This is a genomic window from Parafrankia elaeagni, assembly GCF_000374165.1.
Taxonomy (GTDB): Bacteria; Actinomycetota; Actinomycetes; order Frankiales; family Frankiaceae; genus Parafrankia; species Parafrankia elaeagni.
The window spans coordinates 108,450-126,066 of the sequence record NZ_KB893717.1 but is presented as its reverse complement, the minus strand read 5'-3'; the positions used below and the strand labels follow the sequence as shown (position 1 = coordinate 126,066).

The 17,617-nt window shown below is 71.3% G+C and carries 15 protein-coding genes and 1 tRNA gene; 10 read left to right on the top strand and 6 right to left on the bottom strand.

Annotated elements, in window-relative coordinates:
* The first annotated feature begins 77 nt into the window (after window positions 1–77).
* A complete protein-coding gene (gene gyrA / locus B207_RS0111345; RefSeq protein ID WP_018636652.1) occupies window positions 78–2,591 on the top strand; it encodes a DNA gyrase subunit A in 2,514 nt (837 codons plus the stop codon).
* A 120-nt stretch (window positions 2,592–2,711) separates the two neighbouring features.
* Here gyrA and B207_RS39685 read toward each other — a convergent pair whose 3' ends face one another.
* Window positions 2,712–3,137: a hypothetical protein gene (locus B207_RS39685; protein WP_154675279.1), complete on the bottom strand. Its 426-nt coding sequence runs from the start codon at window positions 3,135–3,137 to the stop codon at window positions 2,712–2,714.
* Between the two features lie 130 nt (window positions 3,138–3,267).
* On the opposite strand from B207_RS39685, the gene B207_RS41310 reads away from it, so the two are divergent.
* The 4 genes from B207_RS41310 (at window position 3,268) to B207_RS0111320 (ending at window position 6,451) form a co-directional block, all read left to right on the top strand.
* Complete coding sequence (locus B207_RS41310) at window positions 3,268–4,440, top strand: DUF3566 domain-containing protein (protein WP_230204967.1); 1,173 nt, start codon at window positions 3,268–3,270, stop codon at window positions 4,438–4,440.
* Window positions 4,441–4,512: 72 nt separating this feature from the next.
* Window positions 4,513–4,586 (top strand) — tRNA-Ile (locus B207_RS0111330).
* Window positions 4,587–5,058: 472 nt separating this feature from the next.
* Window positions 5,059–5,523 (top strand): NUDIX hydrolase, encoded by a 465-nt coding sequence (locus tag B207_RS0111325; protein ID WP_026310940.1) that lies wholly within the window; start codon window positions 5,059–5,061, stop codon window positions 5,521–5,523.
* A gap of 310 nt (window positions 5,524–5,833) precedes the next feature.
* On the top strand, window positions 5,834–6,451 hold the full coding sequence (locus B207_RS0111320) for a class I SAM-dependent methyltransferase (protein WP_018636649.1): 618 nt from the start codon (window positions 5,834–5,836) through the stop codon (window positions 6,449–6,451).
* On the opposite strand, the gene B207_RS0111315 is transcribed toward B207_RS0111320, so the two are convergent.
* Genes B207_RS0111315 through B207_RS33520 form a run of 3 tightly spaced genes read right to left on the bottom strand, consistent with a single transcriptional unit; the run spans window position 6,410 to window position 9,781 of the window.
* Window positions 6,410–7,561, bottom strand: coding sequence for a prenyltransferase/squalene oxidase repeat-containing protein (locus tag B207_RS0111315; protein ID WP_018636648.1), 1,152 nt, complete (start codon window positions 7,559–7,561; stop codon window positions 6,410–6,412). The two genes, B207_RS0111320 and B207_RS0111315, sit on opposite strands and share 42 nt — an antisense overlap.
* Window positions 7,548–8,342 carry a class I SAM-dependent methyltransferase gene (locus tag B207_RS0111310; protein WP_018636647.1) on the bottom strand — a complete coding sequence of 265 codons (795 nt, stop codon included), beginning with the start codon at window positions 8,340–8,342 and terminating at the stop codon, window positions 7,548–7,550. The genes B207_RS0111315 and B207_RS0111310 overlap by 14 nt, the downstream gene beginning before the upstream one ends.
* A complete protein-coding gene (locus tag B207_RS33520) occupies window positions 8,336–9,781 on the bottom strand; it encodes a glycosyltransferase family 4 protein (protein ID WP_084692100.1) in 1,446 nt (481 codons plus the stop codon). The genes B207_RS0111310 and B207_RS33520 overlap by 7 nt, the downstream gene beginning before the upstream one ends.
* A 387-nt stretch (window positions 9,782–10,168) precedes the next feature.
* Here B207_RS33520 and B207_RS0111300 point away from each other — a divergent pair, with 387 nt between their 5' ends.
* Window positions 10,169–10,942 (top strand): TetR/AcrR family transcriptional regulator, encoded by a 774-nt coding sequence (locus B207_RS0111300; protein WP_018636645.1) that lies wholly within the window; start codon window positions 10,169–10,171, stop codon window positions 10,940–10,942.
* A gap of 16 nt (window positions 10,943–10,958) precedes the next feature.
* Here the strand turns inward: B207_RS0111300 and B207_RS0111295 are convergent, their stop codons facing one another.
* Window positions 10,959–12,251, bottom strand: coding sequence for a lipase family protein (locus B207_RS0111295; RefSeq protein ID WP_018636643.1), 1,293 nt, complete (start codon window positions 12,249–12,251; stop codon window positions 10,959–10,961).
* Window positions 12,252–12,510: 259 nt separating this feature from the next.
* On the opposite strand from B207_RS0111295, the gene B207_RS0111290 reads away from it, so the two are divergent.
* The 3 genes from B207_RS0111290 to B207_RS0111280 all read left to right on the top strand — a co-directional run bounded on the left by B207_RS0111290 (window position 12,511) and on the right by B207_RS0111280 (window position 14,539).
* Entirely contained in the window at window positions 12,511–13,410 is a 900-nt protein-coding gene (locus B207_RS0111290) for a DedA family protein (RefSeq protein WP_018636642.1), read from the top strand.
* Window positions 13,411–13,721: 311 nt separating this feature from the next.
* Window positions 13,722–14,264, top strand: a complete 543-nt coding sequence (locus B207_RS0111285) for a YbhB/YbcL family Raf kinase inhibitor-like protein (RefSeq protein ID WP_018636641.1) — start codon at window positions 13,722–13,724, stop codon at window positions 14,262–14,264.
* Between the two features lie 146 nt (window positions 14,265–14,410).
* A complete protein-coding gene (locus B207_RS0111280; protein WP_018636640.1) occupies window positions 14,411–14,539 on the top strand; it encodes a DLW-39 family protein in 129 nt (42 codons plus the stop codon).
* Between the two features lie 21 nt (window positions 14,540–14,560).
* Here the strand turns inward: B207_RS0111280 and B207_RS0111275 are convergent, their stop codons facing one another.
* Window positions 14,561–15,841 (bottom strand): polyamine ABC transporter substrate-binding protein, encoded by a 1,281-nt coding sequence (locus B207_RS0111275; protein WP_018636639.1) that lies wholly within the window; start codon window positions 15,839–15,841, stop codon window positions 14,561–14,563.
* 364 nt (window positions 15,842–16,205) lie between these two features.
* Between B207_RS0111275 and B207_RS0111270 the strand changes: the two genes are divergently transcribed.
* Window positions 16,206–17,000, top strand: coding sequence for a maleylpyruvate isomerase N-terminal domain-containing protein (locus B207_RS0111270; RefSeq protein ID WP_230204966.1), 795 nt, complete (start codon window positions 16,206–16,208; stop codon window positions 16,998–17,000).
* Window positions 17,001–17,617: the final 617 nt, after the last annotated feature.

The following is a 17,617-nucleotide window of genomic DNA, read 5'->3' as shown; positions in this document are numbered from 1 at the left end:
CGGACCGGGCCACCCCCGCGACCCGGCGCCCGGCCCGCCCCCGCCGACTCATCGCTCCCACTGCCTGGAAGGACCCCGTGGTCGACGTCCTACCCCCGCCCCCCGGCGACCGCATCGAACCCATCGGCATCGAAGTCGAAATGCAGCGGTCGTACCTCGACTACGCCATGTCCGTCATCGTCGGCCGTGCTCTGCCGGAGGTGCGTGACGGGCTCAAGCCCGTGCACCGCAGGGTCCTGTACGCCATGTACGACGGCGGATACCGGCCGGACCGGGGGTACTTCAAGTGCTCCCGCGTCGTCGGTGACGTCATGGGTAACTACCACCCGCACGGCGACACGGCGATCTACGACACCCTCGTCCGCCTCGCCCAGCCGTGGTCGCTGCGTTACCCACTGGTCGACGGTAACGGCAACTTCGGCTCGCCGGGCAACGACCCGCCCGCCGCCATGCGGTACACCGAGGCGCGGATGGCGCCGCTGGCCATGGAGATGCTGCGCGACATCGACCAGGAGACGGTCGACTTCGCGCCGAACTACGACGGCCGCTCGTCCGAGCCGCTGGTCCTGCCCAGCCGCTTCCCGAACCTGCTCGTCAACGGTGCCGGCGGTATCGCCGTCGGCATGGCGACCAACATTCCGCCGCACAACCTGGTGGAGGTCGCCAAGGGCGTGCGGTGGGCGCTGGACCACCCTGACGCCACGCCCGAGGAGCTGCTCGAGGCCCTTCTCGGTCTCATCAAGGGCCCGGACTTCCCGACCCACGGCCTGATCGTCGGCCGCAACGGCATCGAGGACGCCTACCGCACCGGCCGGGGCAGCATCCGGATGCGCGCGGTGGTCAACGTCGAGGAGAACAAGGGCCGCACCCAGCTCGTCGTCACCGAACTGCCCTACCAGGTCAACCCGGACAACCTCGCCGAGAAGATCGCCGAGCTCGTCCGTGACAACAAGATCACCGGCATCTCGGACGTCCGCGACGAGACCTCCGCGCGGATCGGGCAGCGGCTCGTCATCGACCTCAAGCGCGACGCCGTCGCCAAGGTCGTGCTGAACAACCTGTACAAGCACACCCAGCTGCAGGACACGTTCGGTGTCAACATGCTGGCGATCGTCGACGGGGTCCCCCGCACGCTGCGGCTCGACCAGATCATCTCGTACTACGTCGAGCACCAGATCGAGGTCATCGTCCGGCGCACCCGCTACCAGCTGCGCAAGGCGCGCGAGCGGCTGCACGTCCTGGACGGTCTGCTCATCGCGCTGGACCACCTGGACGAGGTCATCACCCTCATCCGCAACGCCGAGTCCGCGGACGTCGCCCGCGGCCAGCTCATGGAGCGGTTCTCCCTCTCGGAGATCCAGGCCACCGCGATCCTGGACATGCAGCTGCGCCGGCTGGCCGCCCTGGAACGCCAGCGGATCACCGACGAGGCCGCCGAGCTGCGGGCGCGCGTCTCCGACCTGGAGGCGATCCTCGCATCGCCGCCCCGGCAGCGCGAGATCATCGGTCAGGAGCTGGCCGAGGTCGTCGAGAAGTACGGCGACGAGCGGCGTACCCGTCTCGTGCCCTTCGAGGGCGACATGTCCGTCGAGGACCTCATCGCCCGCGAGGACGTCGTCGTCACCGTCACCCGCGGCGGCTACGCCAAGCGCACCAAGACCGACCTGTACCGCTCGCAGAAGCGCGGCGGCAAGGGCGTGATGGGCGCGACGCTGCGCGAGGACGACATCGTCGAGCACTTCTTCGTCACCACGACCCACCACTGGCTGCTGTTCTTCACCAACAAGGGCCGGGTCTACCGGGCGAAGGCGCATGAACTGCCCGAGCAGGCACGCAGTGCCAAGGGGCAGCACGTCGCCAACATCCTCGCGTTCAGCCAGGACGAGCGGATCGCCGAGGTGATGGCGATCCAGGACTACCAGGCCGCGCCGTATCTGGTGCTCGCCACCAAGCGCGGTCTGTGCAAGAAGACCGCGCTGACCGACTTCGACTCCAACCGGGCCGGCGGCCTGGTCGCCATCAACCTGCGCGACGACGACGAGCTGATCTCGGCCCGTCTCGTCGCTCCCGGTGACGATCTGCTGCTGGTCAGCCGCAACGCCCAGTCCATCCGCTTCCACGCCGACGACGAGCAGCTCCGGCCGATGGGCCGGGCGACGTCCGGTGTGATCGGCATGCGGTTCGACGACTCGGACGAGCTGCTCTCCATGGACGTCGTCGTGCCGGAAAGCACCGCGGACCTGCTGGTCGCGACCAGCGGCGGCTACGCGAAGCGGACCCCGCTCGCGGAGTACCCCATCCAGGGCAGGGGCGGCAAGGGAGTCCTCACCGCCAAGATCGTCTCAACCCGGGGCGGACTGGTCGGAGCGCTCGTCGTGGCACCCGACGACCAGCTCTACGCCATCACATCCAATGGCGGTGTGTTGCGTACCGTAGCCAAGGATGTCCGCCGGGCACAACGGCAGACGATGGGCGTACGGCTCATCGACCTGGAGGCCGGTGTGCAGGTGGTGGGTGTGGCGCGCAATGCTGATGCCAACGACGGTGGCGCAGGCGACGAGACCGCGGGGCCGGACGGGGCGGCCTCCTGAGTTCGGCCATCCGGCAGACCCAGATGACCATGTCGCGCCTCGCCGGTGGAACGCCAGGACCACTGGGCGAGAATGCCCACGTGCGACCAGGAGTGGACGGGGAGTATCCGTGAGCGACAGTCAGAATGACCGGCCCGTCCGGTCGGCCGTCCACCGCGCATCCCCGGGCCGCCCGGAGTCACCCGTGAGCGGCGGCCGGCCGGACGACCCCGACCGGACGCGACGGCCGGACGGCACCGGGTCCGCGAGCCCCGGCGAGCCCCGCGCGACGGGCACCGACGGCGCACCGGGGAAGGCCGGAGCGGGGAAGGCCGACCCGGCCGAGGCACCCGCGTCGGGGTCGGCCGCGCGGAACTCGTCGCGGCCGTCCGCGGCCGCCTCCTCGCCGCCGAAGTTGGTGACGCCGTCATCCTCGGGCGCGTCACCGTCATCCGCATCCACCCCCGCCGCCGCCGCGCCGGCCTCGGCCTCGGCACCGGCACCGGCACCGACGAGATCGGGCTCGCGGGGCGCTGGCGCTGGCGGCGCCAAGGGGAGCGGAGGCACGGCTGCGGACAGTGCCAGCCCCTTCTTCCAACGCGGCAAGTCATCCCCGGGCTCCGGCACGGCCCCAGGCTCCGGCACGGCCCCGGGTTCCGGCACGGCCCCGGGTTCCGGCACGGGTTCCGGCACTTCGGTGGCGGCGAAGACACCCGGTGGTGGCCCGGCCGTTTCGGGCCCGGCGCCCGCGGGCAGGGGAGGCGGAACCGACCGCCCGGCCCCCACCCCGCGCGGCAGCGACACCGACCGCGGCGGCGGGGCACGACCGGCCCCGACCAGAACATCCGCCCGTGACACCGACCCCGCGCCCGCCGGCGGCGCTGCCCGGAAACCGGCCGACGCCAGGCGCCGGACCAGCGTCGAGCCAGCCACCGCAACCACCACCGGCCAGGGCGGCACCCGGGCGGGCGCAACCGACACGACGAGAAAGCACGATGCGCAGACCACCGTCACGACCCCGGCGGCCCGCCCCGGCGCGCCCGCGCCCGCGGACCGGCCCCGGGACACCGACACGATCTCCCTGGTGCGTCCGAACCTGTCGAAACGCGGGACAGCCGCCCCCACGGAGCCAGGCGCCGCGGACGTGAGGAACCCCACCGACCGGGCGGCCGTCACCGAACGCATGCCCGTCGAACGCCGGCCCACCCCCGAACCGGTCCGGGCCGGCGCCGGCCCAGCCGCCACCCGGGCCGTCCCGGCCGACCGCACCGCCCCCTACGACCGCCCGGGCGCGTCACCCGGCGCACCCCCGCCGTCAGGTGGCCTCGGCCCGAACGGGCTCTCCACCGAGCCGCTGGGGCCCACCGGCGCCCCTGGCTCCGCCCGCCCCGGCCCGCTCGGCCCCCCGGGGCCCCAGAGCGGGCCGCGTGGCGCCCAGCGCGGTGGCCACGACGGCTTCGAACCCATCCGCGGAGACCAGGGCGAACAGGGCCAGCGACGCGGCCCCGCCGGCAGCCGGCGTGCCCGGCTGCGGCTCTCCCGCGTCGAACCGCTGTCCGTCACCAGGCTGTCGTTCGCGTTCTCCCTGTGTGTCTTCCTCATCCTGATCGTCGCCGTGGCGGTGCTCTGGTTCGTCCTCAACTCCATCGGCGTCTTCGACAGCGTCACCGACGCGGCCGACACGCTGACCGACGGCACCAACACCGACGTGTCCGGCTGGCTGTCCTTCGGCCGCGCGATGCAGATCAGCCTCCTCGTCGGTGCGATCAACGTGGTGCTGATGACGGCCCTGGCCACCCTCGGAGCGCTCCTCTACAACCTCTGTGCCGACATGATCGGCGGCCTCGAGGTCACCTTGAGCGACCAGTAGCGGATCAGCCTCAACCAGGGTGGCGGCGGCCGTCCCACAGCCGCCGCCATCCTGTACTCTCATCACCAGCAAGGACCTATAGCTCAGTCGGTTAGAGCGCTTCCCTGATAAGGAAGAGGCCGGTGGTTCAAGTCCACCTAGGTCCACGCGATCGGCTTTGCGTGTTCACTCCCCTTGGGGGAGTTCCCGGGCTCCCGCGGGATTTTGCCGGGGGGTGACCCCCCGAGCCCCCCCGGCGGCGGGCGGGGGGCTGTGGTTTTGGTGGTTGGTCCCACTCCCAGGTCCGTGGCCTGGGTGTGGGTTGGGTTTTTGTTTTTGGGTTGGTGGGTTGGGGTGTGGGGGGGCTGGGTTGGGGGTTTTGGTGGTGGGGGGGCAGCTGTCTGTGTCGGGTGGGGTGTGCTGTGAGGTGTGTGTGGTCGTTTGGTAGGGCTTCGGTCGCGTGTGGTCGCCGTGGCGGGAGGGGCGGGGGGGGCTTGCTGGAGTACCCGGCAGGGGGCCTGTGGGGGCCGTTGAGGCGCGGGTTGCGGGGTTTCGTGGTCTGGGGGGTGTCGGCGCCTGAAGAATCGTCCGGGGGGCCGGGAGGCAGTGGCCTCCACGGCGGGCGAAGGGGTGCGCGGCATGGGGGACACGGGCGGCTCGCGGGGTGTTCGGGAGTACCAGCGGGTCGCGGCGTACGCGGTGTGCGTGGACGGTGATCGGCTGCTGCTGGCCCGGTGGATCGGGCGGACCGGGAAGCCGGACGGGGCGCGGTGGACGCTGCCGGGTGGCGGGCTGAACCACGGGGAGCATCCGGAGCGGGCCGCGGTCCGGGAGGTGGCGGAGGAGACGGGGCTCGCCGTCGAGATCACCGGTCTGCTGGGAGTCGACTCCATCCGAGAGTTCTGGGCGCCGGACAGCACGGACTTCCACGGGCTGCGCATCATCTACGCGGGGCGCGTCCTGGGCGGGGAGCTGCGGCCCGAATCCGGCGGGTCCACCGACCTGGCCGCCTGGGTGGCGTTGGCGGAGGTCGCGGAGCTCCCGCGCACCCGGCTGGTGGACGTCGCGCTCGGACTGGCCCGTGCGGCCCCGTGGCCGGCCTGAACTCGACTCCGTACACAGGGCTGTGGATAAAGCTGTGGATTATCTTGTGGATATCCCTGTCCGTGGGTACCTGAGGGCGGGGGTGGGTGTCCGGTAGCCGACACCGGCGGGTGGGACCCGGCCCGTGGGCGGGCGTTGTGGCCTCAGGGCGTGAAACCGCAGGAGCGCATCCCATGCGTGCTGTTTGCCTGTTCTGGTAAGACGTGCAGGCGGCATCGGCGATGGGGTGGGGAGCCGGGCGGGTCCATCCCGCTGGTCGCGGAGCTTCGGATCCGCCACTCGGATCCCCTACCTGGGACGAGGAGACGACGTGGACGTGGCGTTGCAGCAGGCGGCGCAGGCCGCCAAGGGCTTCATGCCACCCGAGGAAGGCCAGGCGCTGTACGCGGCCGCCGCCGAGCTTCCCGGCGGTGGGCTCATCTGTGAGATCGGCACCTACTGCGGGAAATCCACCCTTTACCTCGCCGCCGCCGCCAGGCTCATCGGCGCGGCGGTCGTCACCGTTGACCACCACCGTGGCTCGGAGGAGAACCAGGCCGGCTGGGAGTTCCACGACAACACGCTCGTCGACGGGCGGACCGGGCGGATGGACACGCTACCCACGCTGCGGGCGACCCTCGAGTCCGCCGGTGTCGAGGATGTGGTCACGACTGTGGTCGGGCGCTCCGAAATGGTCGGGCGGTGGTGGTCCACCCCGATCGACCTGCTCTTCCTGGACGGCGGGCACACCGAGAAACAGGCCCAGGTCGACTACGAGGCCTGGGCCCGCCACGTCCGCCCCGGTGGCCGGCTGGTCATCCACGACGTGTTCCCGGATCCGGCGGACGGCGGCCAGGCTCCGTACCACGTGCTGCTGCGCGCGGTACGGGACGGATTCAGCGAGACGTCACGTACGGGAAGTCTGCGGGTGCTCCGCCGCCTCTTCTGAGGCCTGTTCCCGCCCGCACCCGCAGCCGGCGGTGGCCGGCTCGCGGGGCGCGGGCAGGCTGGGGGCCCTGCGGGGGAGATACAGCCCTTCGGGCAGGCCATCGCCGCGGAAGGTGCGTTCGGTCGGGCCGCCGGAGAGCGTGTCGGCGGCGAGGATGACCGCGGCCGACGTCCAGGTCGACTGCTCCTCGGGCCAGTGGACCTCGCTGGCGAACTGCCAGCCGGTCCAGTAGCCGCCGCCGGGGTCGCGCAGATGCTGCATGTTGCGGACCATCTGCACGGCCGCGTCGGTGTCGTCGGCGAGGTGCAGAGCGATGGCCAGTTCGCAGGTCTCGGCGCCGGTGACCCACGGCTCGTCGTCGACGCAGCGGATGCCGAGGTCGTCGACGACGAAGTCGTCCCAGCGGGAGCGCAGTCGCGCCCGCGCCTCCGCCCCGCGCAGCACGCCACCGATCACGGGGTAGTACCAGTCCATGGACCAGCGGTCCCGGGACATGAACAGCTCCGGATGGTGGCGCAGCGCGTGCCAGAGCGCACCGGCGGCCCGTTCCCAGTCAGGTTTCGTCTCACCCGCGATGGCGGCCAGGCCGAGTCCGCAGCGCAGGCTGTGCAGAGTGGACGAACATCCCGTCACCAGCGCCTCGGGGTAGTCCTGGCCGGCGGGGTCGCGAGCCCACCAGATCTGGCCGCCGGGGGCCTGCATGTCCACCACGAAGTCCAGGGCGGCCCGGGCGACGGGCCACATCCGGGCAACGAACTCCCGGTCGCCGGTGACAAGCCAGCGGTGCCAGAGAGCCGTGGCCACGTAGGCGCACTGATTGCTGTCGGCGAAGTCCTCCCGGACGGCTCCGCCGAGGTAGCTGGTGGCCCAGGAGCCGTCCGGACGCTGACGGCGGTGCAGCCACTCCCAGGCAGCGTCCGCGGCATCGACCCGCCCGGCGATCAGGAGCGCCATCGCGCACTCGAGGTGGTCCCACGCGTCGGTGTGGCCGCCGGCGAACCAGGGGATGGCCCCGTCGGGCTCCTGGACCGCGGCTATGGCGTCGGCGGTGGCCCGCAGTGCGTCACGGCCGACAACGGCCTGGATCGCCCCCGTGTCAGCTGCCCGCACGCCCGGCTCCCGCGGTCAGCGGCTCCGCGGTCAGCGGGGCGGCGATGAACTCGTCATCCGGTCGCGGCGGTCGTGGTTTGCGCAGGTACAGCACCTCACTCTTGCCGAGCACCGGATCGAGCAGGCGTTCGGCGACACGGGTCAGTGCCGGGCGGCGCATCATGTCCCAGACGAGCAGACGGTGGTACAGCCTGGTGGCCGGATGGTCGTCGTCGTGCACGCCGACCAGGCAGCGCAGCCACCAGTAGGGGGCGTGCAGAGCGTGGGCGCGGTGCTGGCCGATCAGTTCGAGGCCGTGGGCGCGCAGCTTTCCGATCAGGTCGTCTCGCCGGTAGATGCGGACATGGCCGCCCTCGACGTTGTGGTAGTCGTCCGACAGGGCCCAGCAGACCCGCTCCGGGAAGCGGGCCGGCACGGTGACCGCCGCGAAGCCGCCGGGGCGCAGCACCCGGGCGAGTTCGGCCATCGCGCCGCCGTCCTCCGGCAGGTGCTCCAGCACCTCGGCTGCGATCACGCGGTCGAAGGTTCCGTCCGCGAAGGGCAGGGCGAGTGCGTCACCGCGCACGGACGCGGCCCTGGCGCCCGCGGGCACCTGCCGCTCGGCGGCCATCGCGCCGAACATCGTGTTCACCCCGCCGACCTCGTCGGCCGAGTAGTCCAGGGCGATGACCTGGGCGCCGCGCCGGAAGGCCTCGAAGGAGTGCCGGCCGCCGCCGCAGCCGAGATCGAGGACCCGGGCCCTGCCGGGGACCGGGAACCGCTCGAAGTCGACGGTCAGCATGCGGGCTCGGCGGCGGAGGGCGTCGGGCCCGCACCGGGACCCGTAACGGCCGCGGCGGGTGGGGTGTGAGTGGGCGGAGTGTGATGTGAGGACCGGCCGACGGCGGTCTGCGCGGCTGCGATCCGCGTCTCGTACCAGGCCGCGGTGCCGGCCGCGGCAGCCCGCCAGGAGAACCGTTCCTCGACCCGCCGCCGGCCCGCCGCGCCCATGCGCGCCCGCAGCTCGGGGTCGGCCAGCAGGGTTCCGATCGCGCCGGCGAGCGCGTCGGCGTCACCGGGCCGGACCAGCAGTGCGGCCTCGCCGTTCGGGCCGGCGACCTCGGGCAGCGCGCCCGCCGTGGTGGCGACCAGCGGTAGCCCACAGGCCATCTCCTCCACCGCGGGGAGGCTGAAGCCCTCGTAGAGCGAGGGAACGACAGCTACCTCGGCAGACCGCAACAGCTCGATCATCTCGGGCTGGGGGACATTGGAACGGAAGGTCACCGCCTTGGTCAGCCCGAGCTCGACGACCTGGCGCTGCGCCGCGCCGCCCTCCCGGACCTTCCCGATGCACACCAGGTGCGCCGGCCGTTCCGCCCGCAGCTTCGCCAGCGCCTCCAGGAGCACCATCAGTCCTTTGAGGGGGACGTCCGCGCTGGTCACCACCACGATCCGCCCCGGCACAGGTGTCGCGCTGCCGGCCGTCCCGGCGTCCTGCGCTCCCGCGGTGGCCGTTTCGGCCGTTGCCACCGGCCGGGTGGGCCGCGGGGTGAAGATGTCGGACTCCACACCCAGTGGGACGGTGTGGAGGAGATCGATGGGGACATCCATGTCGGCGACGATCTCGTGGCGGGAGCTCTCCGAAGGCACCACCACACCGTCGAGACCACGGGCCACCCGTGCCTGCATCGGCAGGAACGAGTACCAGCGGTGGACGCCGAGCCTTGCCCACCGGCCGGTCGTGGCGGCGAGGTGCAGCCGCCGATCCACCGTGATCGGGTGATGCACCGTGGAGACGACGGGGATCCCGAAGGGGCGCAGCGCACGGCGCAGTGGTAGGAGGCCGTAGCCCAGGCCCTGGTTGTCATGGACGATGTCGAAGTCCGGACGACGACCGCCGCGTGGCCGCAGGGCTTCGAAGGCCCGGATCGAGAACGCCAGCGGCTCGGAGAACTGGCCGGTGCGCATCATGCCGAACTCGACGACGTCGGCGAGGGATCGGAACTCACGAAACCCTGGCCAGCGGAACGGGTCACCGTCGCGGTACAGGTCCAGGCTCGGCAGTTGCGTGAGGCCGACTCCCGGGTCGAGGGCCGGATAGGGCGGCCCGCTCACAACGTGAACCTGGTGACCGAGAGTGACTAGTTCACGCGAGAGGTGCCGTACGTACACTCCCTGGCCACCGCACGTAGGCAGACTTCGGTACGACAACAACGCGATCCGCAACGGTGCGTCCTCCATCGCTCGCGGGCTCCTACGGGTCCCGCGAGCCCGTGGACAGCGCCGTTGCTGGAACACTAGGACATTAAGCGGCGATCTTCACGAAAACTGCATAGTTACGGCGGCTTTGAACCGAAAAAAAGCACTCTGCGTAGTTGGCGGCGATAGCGGGGCCGCGTGTTGGTCGTTCGTTGGGAGTGAGTTTCCCAATCCGTCCAGACCGCCTGTCACCTGCTCGTCTCCCCCCGCCACCGGTCCGGCGGACCGGATCGGGGACACCGTCGCCGCCACGCTCTGTCACGATGGGCGATCGTTACTTTCTGTAGTGACCGTCGGCGTACCTGACCGTCGGCGGCCTGATCGTCGCCGCGGCGACTGCCGCCGCGGTCCGGCGCCTAGGCTGGAGCGATGCCTCCCGGTGACCTGGCCGACGCCTGTTCGCGGCCGCGTCGGGGCCGTCCGCGGGATGCGACGATCGACGATCGGGTGCTGCGCGCCGCCGTCGACGAACTTGCCGGCCACGGAGTCGGCGGCTTCAGCGTGAACAGCGTCGCCGCCCGTGCGGGCGTCGCGAAGCGCGGCATCTACGCCCGCTGGGCGACGCGGGACGCGCTCGTCCTCGCCGCGCTGGGCACCCTGGCGGCCGGCCTGGTGCCGCCCCGGACCGGCTCGCTGCGCGAGGACCTCCTGTGCCTCGCACCGCAGGTGGACGCGGTCTTCACCGAGCCGCGCATGTCGATCCTTGCCCGGTGCGTGGCGGAGCTGTCCCGGTACCCCGATCTCTACGCCGCCTTCCGGCGCGAGTCGGTGGACCGGTGCGCCGCAGCCGTCCAGGACGCCTTTCATGACGCCCGGCTGCGCGGCGAGACTCGACCGGATCTTGACACGGATCTCGCGGCGAGTGCTTTCCTCGGCGCCCTGCTGACCCGGCAGGCGTTCGGGCGCCAGGCCTTCGGCCGGCCCCGTGGGGCTCCGGACGGCGCGGCGGCTCCGGACGGCGGAGCGGCTCCGGACGGCGGAGCGGCTCCGGACGGCATGACAGGTCTGGGCAGCGGGGCGAACTGGGAGGCCGCGGCGGATCGGGAGGTCGCGGCGGTGCCGACGCCATATCACCGTCGGCTCGTCGAGTTCGCCCTCGCCGCCGCGAGGGGCTCCGACGCTGCCACCCAGGCGAGCGGCTGACCGCCGGCGGGTGCGGTCAGGGCGTGGCGCAGATGCCGGTCGGGGCGGCGGTGCCGGCGAACCGTGCCGCCACCCAGCGGGAGAGATCGTCCACCGAGGCGTCGATCACCGTGCCGTGGTTGGCCAGGCCGTACCGGTGGTACTCGACCGATCCGCCGGCGGCGCACAGCGCGCTGACCGCCCGGTCGGTGGTCGCCTGGTGGATGACGGTGTCCAGCCCGCCCTGGAGCACCAGCCTGGGCGGGCCCGGCGCCTGCACGTACTGCCACTGGCGTTCCAGCGCGCTGGCGAACGGCTCGGTCCGCAGCGGGTCGCGGGTGAAGACGCTCGTGACGGACTCGCCGGTGCTCGCCAGCAGCAGGTCGCCGGCGCACCGGTTGTGTGCCATGGCGGTCAGCCGCCGGCCGGTGGCGGTGAGGATGGCATCGGGGGCAAGGGCCGGATCGGCGGCCGCGAGGCCGGTTACCGCGAGGAGGAGGTAGGCCACCCCGTCCGGGAGGGTCCGCATGTCGTGCAGCGAGGCGGGCAGGTCGAGCAGGGGCGCGGTCGCCGCCGATCCCAGGACGCGGAGATCCGGTGCGTAGTCGGCGGCGATGGCCCCGGCGGCGAGGGCCGCCTGCCCCCCCTGCGAGTAGCCCCACAGCACCACGTCCTCACCCGCCTGGGCAGGCCGCAGCGACCGGGCGGCGCGGGCGGCGTCCAGCAGCGCCTTCGCCGCCGAGTCCGCCTCGTAGATCGGGTGCTCGCCGGGGCCGCCCAGCCCGGTGTAGTCCGTCACCGCCAGGACGTACCCGTCCCGGACGAGCCGCAGGGTTCCGCCGATCATCGACAGCGGAGGCTCGGCCCGCGACGGGGCGCAGGCGTCGTTGATCCCGGTTGTCCCGTGGCCGAACGAGACCAGCGGACGTCCCCCCGACGGGACCGGGGAATCGGCTGGCGGGGCCAGGACCAGGCCGGTGACGAGGCGGTCCTCGTTCTGCGGCCCACGCGAGTGGTAGACCACCCGCCAGGCGCGGATGTCGTCCGGCGTGGTCACCGGGGCGCTGGACACCAGCTCCCCGGGCTCCCCCGCGGCCAGGTCGGCGAGGTCGTCGGAGGCCGGGCCGCCGTCGGTGGCGCGGTCCTCCAGGCCGTAGCCGGCAAGGTGGTAGCTGAGGGCCGGTGCCAGGCTCCGGGTCGGTGCAGGTGCCGCCTCGGTCCGGCGGGGCTCCGTGGGCCCCGCTGACCCACGGGAGCACGCGCCCAGCGGAGCCGCGAGAACGAGGGCCCCGAGGGCGAGGCCGAGGAGACGATGCCGTGATCTCGCCACAGGTAGAGGCTATGGGCCATTTGCGCTGGATCGGCATCGGCTGGGCTTCGGCGAGGTTTCCGCCGGCAGCCGCTGTGGTCCGCCCGTGCCCGAGAGCGGGGCGGGTCGGAACGGTTGCCGAGGCGGATCGGCTGGTCGGGCGGCTGCCCGCCGGCCCGGCCCGGTCGAGGCCGCAGTGGGGCCACACCGGTGGCGTGAGACCCTGGAAATCACAGCCGCCAGCGCGGCCGGCTCGAAATCCACCAGGAGGCCCTCGACAGTGACCACGTTCGCGTCGAACACCCTGGCCCTCGGGCCGGACTTCATCAGTGCCGACAACCTGGCAAAAGCCGGTCTTGCCGTGGTCCTGCTGATCGTCTTCGCGGAGTCCGGGCTCCTGGTCGGGTTCTTCCTGCCTGGCGACTCCCTGTTGTTCACACTGGGCCTGCTCATCTCCCGGGATGAGGTGTCGACGCCGCTGTGGCTCGCATGCGTGCTCATCGGCATCGCCGCGATCGCGGGTGACCAGGTGGGGTACCTGTTCGGCCGCAAGGTCGGCCCGGCGCTGTTCCGCCGCGAGGATTCGCGGCTGTTCAAACAGGAGTACGTCGACCAGGCCCAGGAGTTCTTCGAGAAGTACGGTGCCCGCTCGATCGTGCTGGCCCGCTTCGTCCCGATCGTGCGGACCTTCACTCCGGTGATCGCCGGTGTCAGCCGCATGAACTACCGGACCTTCGTGACCTTCAACGTGATCGGCGGGGTGCTGTGGGGCTGCGGCGTCACGATCCTCGGCTTCTTCCTCGGGAAGATCGATTTCATCCGGGACAACGTCGAGGCGATGCTGATCCTCATCGTGCTGATCTCGGTGCTGCCCATCGCGGTGGAGGTCCTGCGCTCACGTCGCAGGAAGGCCGCGGGGCGCGGCTCCGCCGGAGAGGTCGGGAGCGCTGCCGGGCAGGAGCCCGCTGCGGGCAGCCACTACGCGGAGGATCTTCGCGCCCCGGCGGCTCGCGGCCCGGCAGGGCTGGCTGACCAGCGCGGCTACGGGGCCGGAAGCGGCGGTTACGGCGCCGAGGAGTTCCAGGGCGCTGCGCAGGAAGACGACCTTGAGCGGACCACCCGCATCGAGCGGACCAACCGCCGCGGGGGTGGCCGGCACTCCGCCACCCGGAACCGGTAGCTCGCTCGTCGGCCGTCTGAAGAGGTTCCGGCGGGCGACCCACTGATACGGGGGGATTCAGTGGGAGACACCCGCCGGAACCTGTCCACCGTATCGGGTTGCCCCGGCAGACGTCGTCTTCCCGACACAACTAATGAGAAAAAACCCCGAACCGGGATCAATCGGGGCATTGCGTCACCCATCCGGGTGTCCCGGGGAGGATCTGGAGCGCGTCCAGCCCCGCTCGCCGGCGCGAATCCGGGCCAGCCCCTCGACCGGAACCACCCAGATCTTGCCCGCGCCGCCATCCACCGTGACGAGAGGATCGACCGATGTCCCTGCTGGACCGGAAGACCGCACCGGACCCGCTCGACCTGCTGCCCGCGCTGCCGTCGTTCACCCTGACCAGCAGCGACATAACGGATGGCAGCCCGCTCGGCCTTGACCAGGTGTACGCCGCCGCCGGCGGTGCTGACCTGTCGCCGCACCTGTCCTGGTCGGGTTTCCCGGCCGGGACGCAGAGCTTCGCCGTCACCTGCTTCGATCCGGACGCCCCCACCGGCAGCGGCTTCTGGCACTGGGTCCTGGTCGACATCCCGGCCGAGGTGACGGAACTGCCCACCGGTGCCGGCAGCGGTGATCTCGCCGGCCTGCCGTCGGGCGCCTACCACGTGCGAAGCGACTGGGGGACGCCGAGCTACGGCGGTGCGGCCCCACCCGAGGGCGACCGGCCGCACCGGTACGTCTTCGTCGTCCACGCCGTCGACGTGCCGAAGCTGGAGATCGACGCCACGGTCGCCCCGGCCGTGGTCGGTTTCAACCTGACCTTCCACACCCTCGCCCGGGGCGTTCTGCGGGCCACCTACCAGCGCTGACCTCGCGGCCCCGCCGGCCCGCGCTGCCTGCCTGCCGGTTCCCAGCCGGCAGGCAGCCGGAAGGTCATCAGTCGTGATCAGTCCGGGCGACGGGCATCGGGGCGCGATACGGTGGCAGGAGACGCAGTCGACCAGGAGGAGCCGGTATGCGCAAGTTCACTCTCGTCGCCGTGGCGGCCAGCGCCGGTGCTCTCCTCACCGCGGCGCGCCGCCGCCGCAACAAGGATGAGATCGACCTGTGGCGCGAGGCCACGTCCGCGCAGGGCAATCACTGAGCTTCTGGTCCACAGGCGCCGTCACCGCTGGTAGACCGGCTGGAAGATGCTGTTCCACTCGGTCTCCTCGGCGGCGGTCAGCACCCGGTACCGGTGCACGCGGTCGAGTTCCGCGCGCGTCGGGAAGAGCAGCGGCGACCCGGCCAGCGCCGGGGAGACGTGTCCGCGGGCGGCCGGCACCGGGGTGAGGTACCGGATGTCCTCCGCGAGCATGCCGGCGACGTCCGGCCGGTACACGAAATCCATGTAGGTGATGGCATCCACCGGGTTCTGCGCTGTCACCGGAATGCACATGCTGTCCGTCCAGATGAGGCCTCCTTCCTCGGGCACCACGAACTTCAGGTTCGCGCCGGCCGCGAGGCGCTGGTAGACATCACCCGACCACGCCATGGAAAGCCACAGCTCGCCAGCGGTGAGTGAGTCGATGTACTCCTGCTCGTAGTAACGGCGGACGATCCCCGCGGCCCGCTGCTGGTGGAGTTTCTCGGCAGCCCGCCGCCAGTCGTCGGGCGTCGAGCTGGCCGGTGGGACGCCGATTCCGAGCAGTGCGAGATTCGGAAGGTCCTCGTTCTCACCGAACATTCCGACCCGACCCGCGAAGGTCGGGTCGAAAAGGTCCGCGAACCGGGAGATCTCCCGGCCGGTCCGCGTCGGGTCGTACGCGATTCCGGTGATGCCGGACTGCCAGGCCACGGTGAACCGGTTGCCCGGGTCGTACGCAGGGTCCTTCACGCTCGGGGCGGCCTCGGCCGCGAACATCGGCAGCCGCCTGTGGTCGAGCGGCGCCAGATAACCGAGCTCGATCACCCGGCTCTGGACGTTGCCGTTGGTCAGAACCATCAGGTCATAACCGATGGACCGGCCTGCGGCCAGGTCGGCGCGGACCCCTGAGAAGAAGGACTCGTTGTCCCGAATCGCCTCGTGGTAGCCGACCTGTATGCCCGTCTCCCGGGTGAAGAGCTCGAGTGAGGGATGCCCGGAACCGGAGGCCCCGACGTCCATGTAGAAACGCCAGTTCGCGAAATCGATTCTTCCCGCTCGTTCCCGCCCCGACCAGAAACCCGCGACGTCGGCCGCGGCGCCGCGGCCACCCGGCCCGGTGCCGTCCCCACAGGCCGCCGCCAGGACCGTGGCACCCGCCAGACCCGCGAGGCGGAACAGGTTCCGCCGGCTCAGCCGCTGCCTGGTGAGCCCGCGTATCAGCGCCGGGTCGTGCAGTGAGGCGCCAACGCCAGTCACCCCGCTGCCCGATCCGTCCGCCGGCCGGTCCGCCGGTCCGCTGGACCGGCTAGTTCCGATCATGGCTGACCCCCCTCCGGTTGGTGCTGTCCCGCCTGGACATGGTCGCCCCGCGGTCGGACGACTGGTTGGGCGGGAGCCCCGGAATGCCTGCTCCGCGGTCCGGCGCCGATCCGGAAAGCACTGTTGACCGGCCGCTGTCGCCGCCCGCTCCCGCGTCGTGTCATAGGACTGGCAGGCTGCGGGGAGCGCGGCGAGTGCGGTGGCCGCGTGCGCGAAGTGGCATGAGCCCCCGGCAGCGGGGGAGCCTTGACCTATGGCTTTCCCCAACGCGCCCGGAACAGGCCCGTCAACGCCACCGCCAGCAGCGGCAGCGGCAACAACCCCCGCGGGTTTCGTGACCTCCTCGGTGGCCGCATCCACGTCGGTGACAACGTCGACATCAGCACCGCCGGTTGCCTCGTTCGTCAGCTACCCGGGAAGGGAGCCGGGCCCCGAGTACACGCAGTCCGCCGTGCCTCTCGACCGGCTGCTGGGCTGTTCCCGCGCCCACGCCCGCCTGCTCGGCCTGGCGGCCGGAGTCGACGACGTGACCGCGCGCCGGGCCTCGCTCCTCCCGGGCTGGACGGTCGGCCACCTGATCGCCCACCTGGCGAGGAACGCGGACAGCCACACCGGGATCCTCGGCGCGGCAGCGGAGGGGCGCGCCGAGGACCAGTATCCGGGCGGGCGGGCCCAGCGCGAGGCCGGCGTCGAGGCCGGCGCGGGCCAGCCCGCCCAGCAGCTGGTGGCGGACCTCACCGACGCGGTCCACCGACTGGAGCAGGCCTGGGACGGCACCCACGTGGACGTCTGGCGCGGCGGCCTCGGTCGGACGCTCACCCTGGGCGCCACCAGCCTGGCCGACCTGGTGTTCCTGCGGTGGCGCGAGGTCGAGGTCCACCTGGTCGATCTCGGTCTGAAGGACCTCGGCGGCCCGGGCTGGGAGGATCTGAGCCCGGCCTACGTCGAAGCCGAGTGGGCCTGGTCGACCCGCCGCCTGCCCGACCGCGTCCCCGCGGACGTCACCATCCTCCTTACCCCCGGCGACCGCCCCTCCCTCACCGCCGGGCGGGGCCCGCGAGTGGTCCGGGTCGACATTCCCACCCGCGAGACCCTGCGCTGGCTGTCGGGACGTGCCGAGGGTGATCCCGCCTGGCCTTCCCTCGCCCCCTGGACCTGATCGGCCCCTGGACGGGTCCGAATCCGGCGGCGGCCGGTGCCCGGGCGAACGACAGACGCGGACGAGGCTCTGTTTATCGCCGCAGACCGAAAAATCCGCTCATGGTGACCGTCGCCGACGTTTGCTTGTCATAAAAAGACGACGATGACCATCGGGATTGCGGCGATACTGGTCTGACGTTTTCCAGGCACGGTGACCGTCACACATTTTTGCTTAAAAGCAAAAGTTTACGATGACCGTGGGGGGCATCCGGCGACTTACGCAACGAAAACCTGGGATGGGTATAGTCGGCGTATTTTGCTTTCCAGCAAAATCTAACAGTCTCCAGCGAGGGGTGACGTTAGACACGTCAACGATAACCAGTGAGGGTCCTGGCAAACAATTTTGCTGATTGTCAAACGACGTCGATAACCACCATGGGAGTCCGACCGATCCGCTGACGAAAGCCGTCGCGGGGTTGTGTGGAATTATTTTGCTTATCGTCAAAATTTCACACTCCCCATCGAGGGATTTGGGTGGCGGAACTTACTCGCACCCCGCGTGGAGACTGTCATCGGAGTGCAATTATTTTGCTTGGCGTCAATCGATGTCCATGACCACAGGCGTAAAGTGATGGA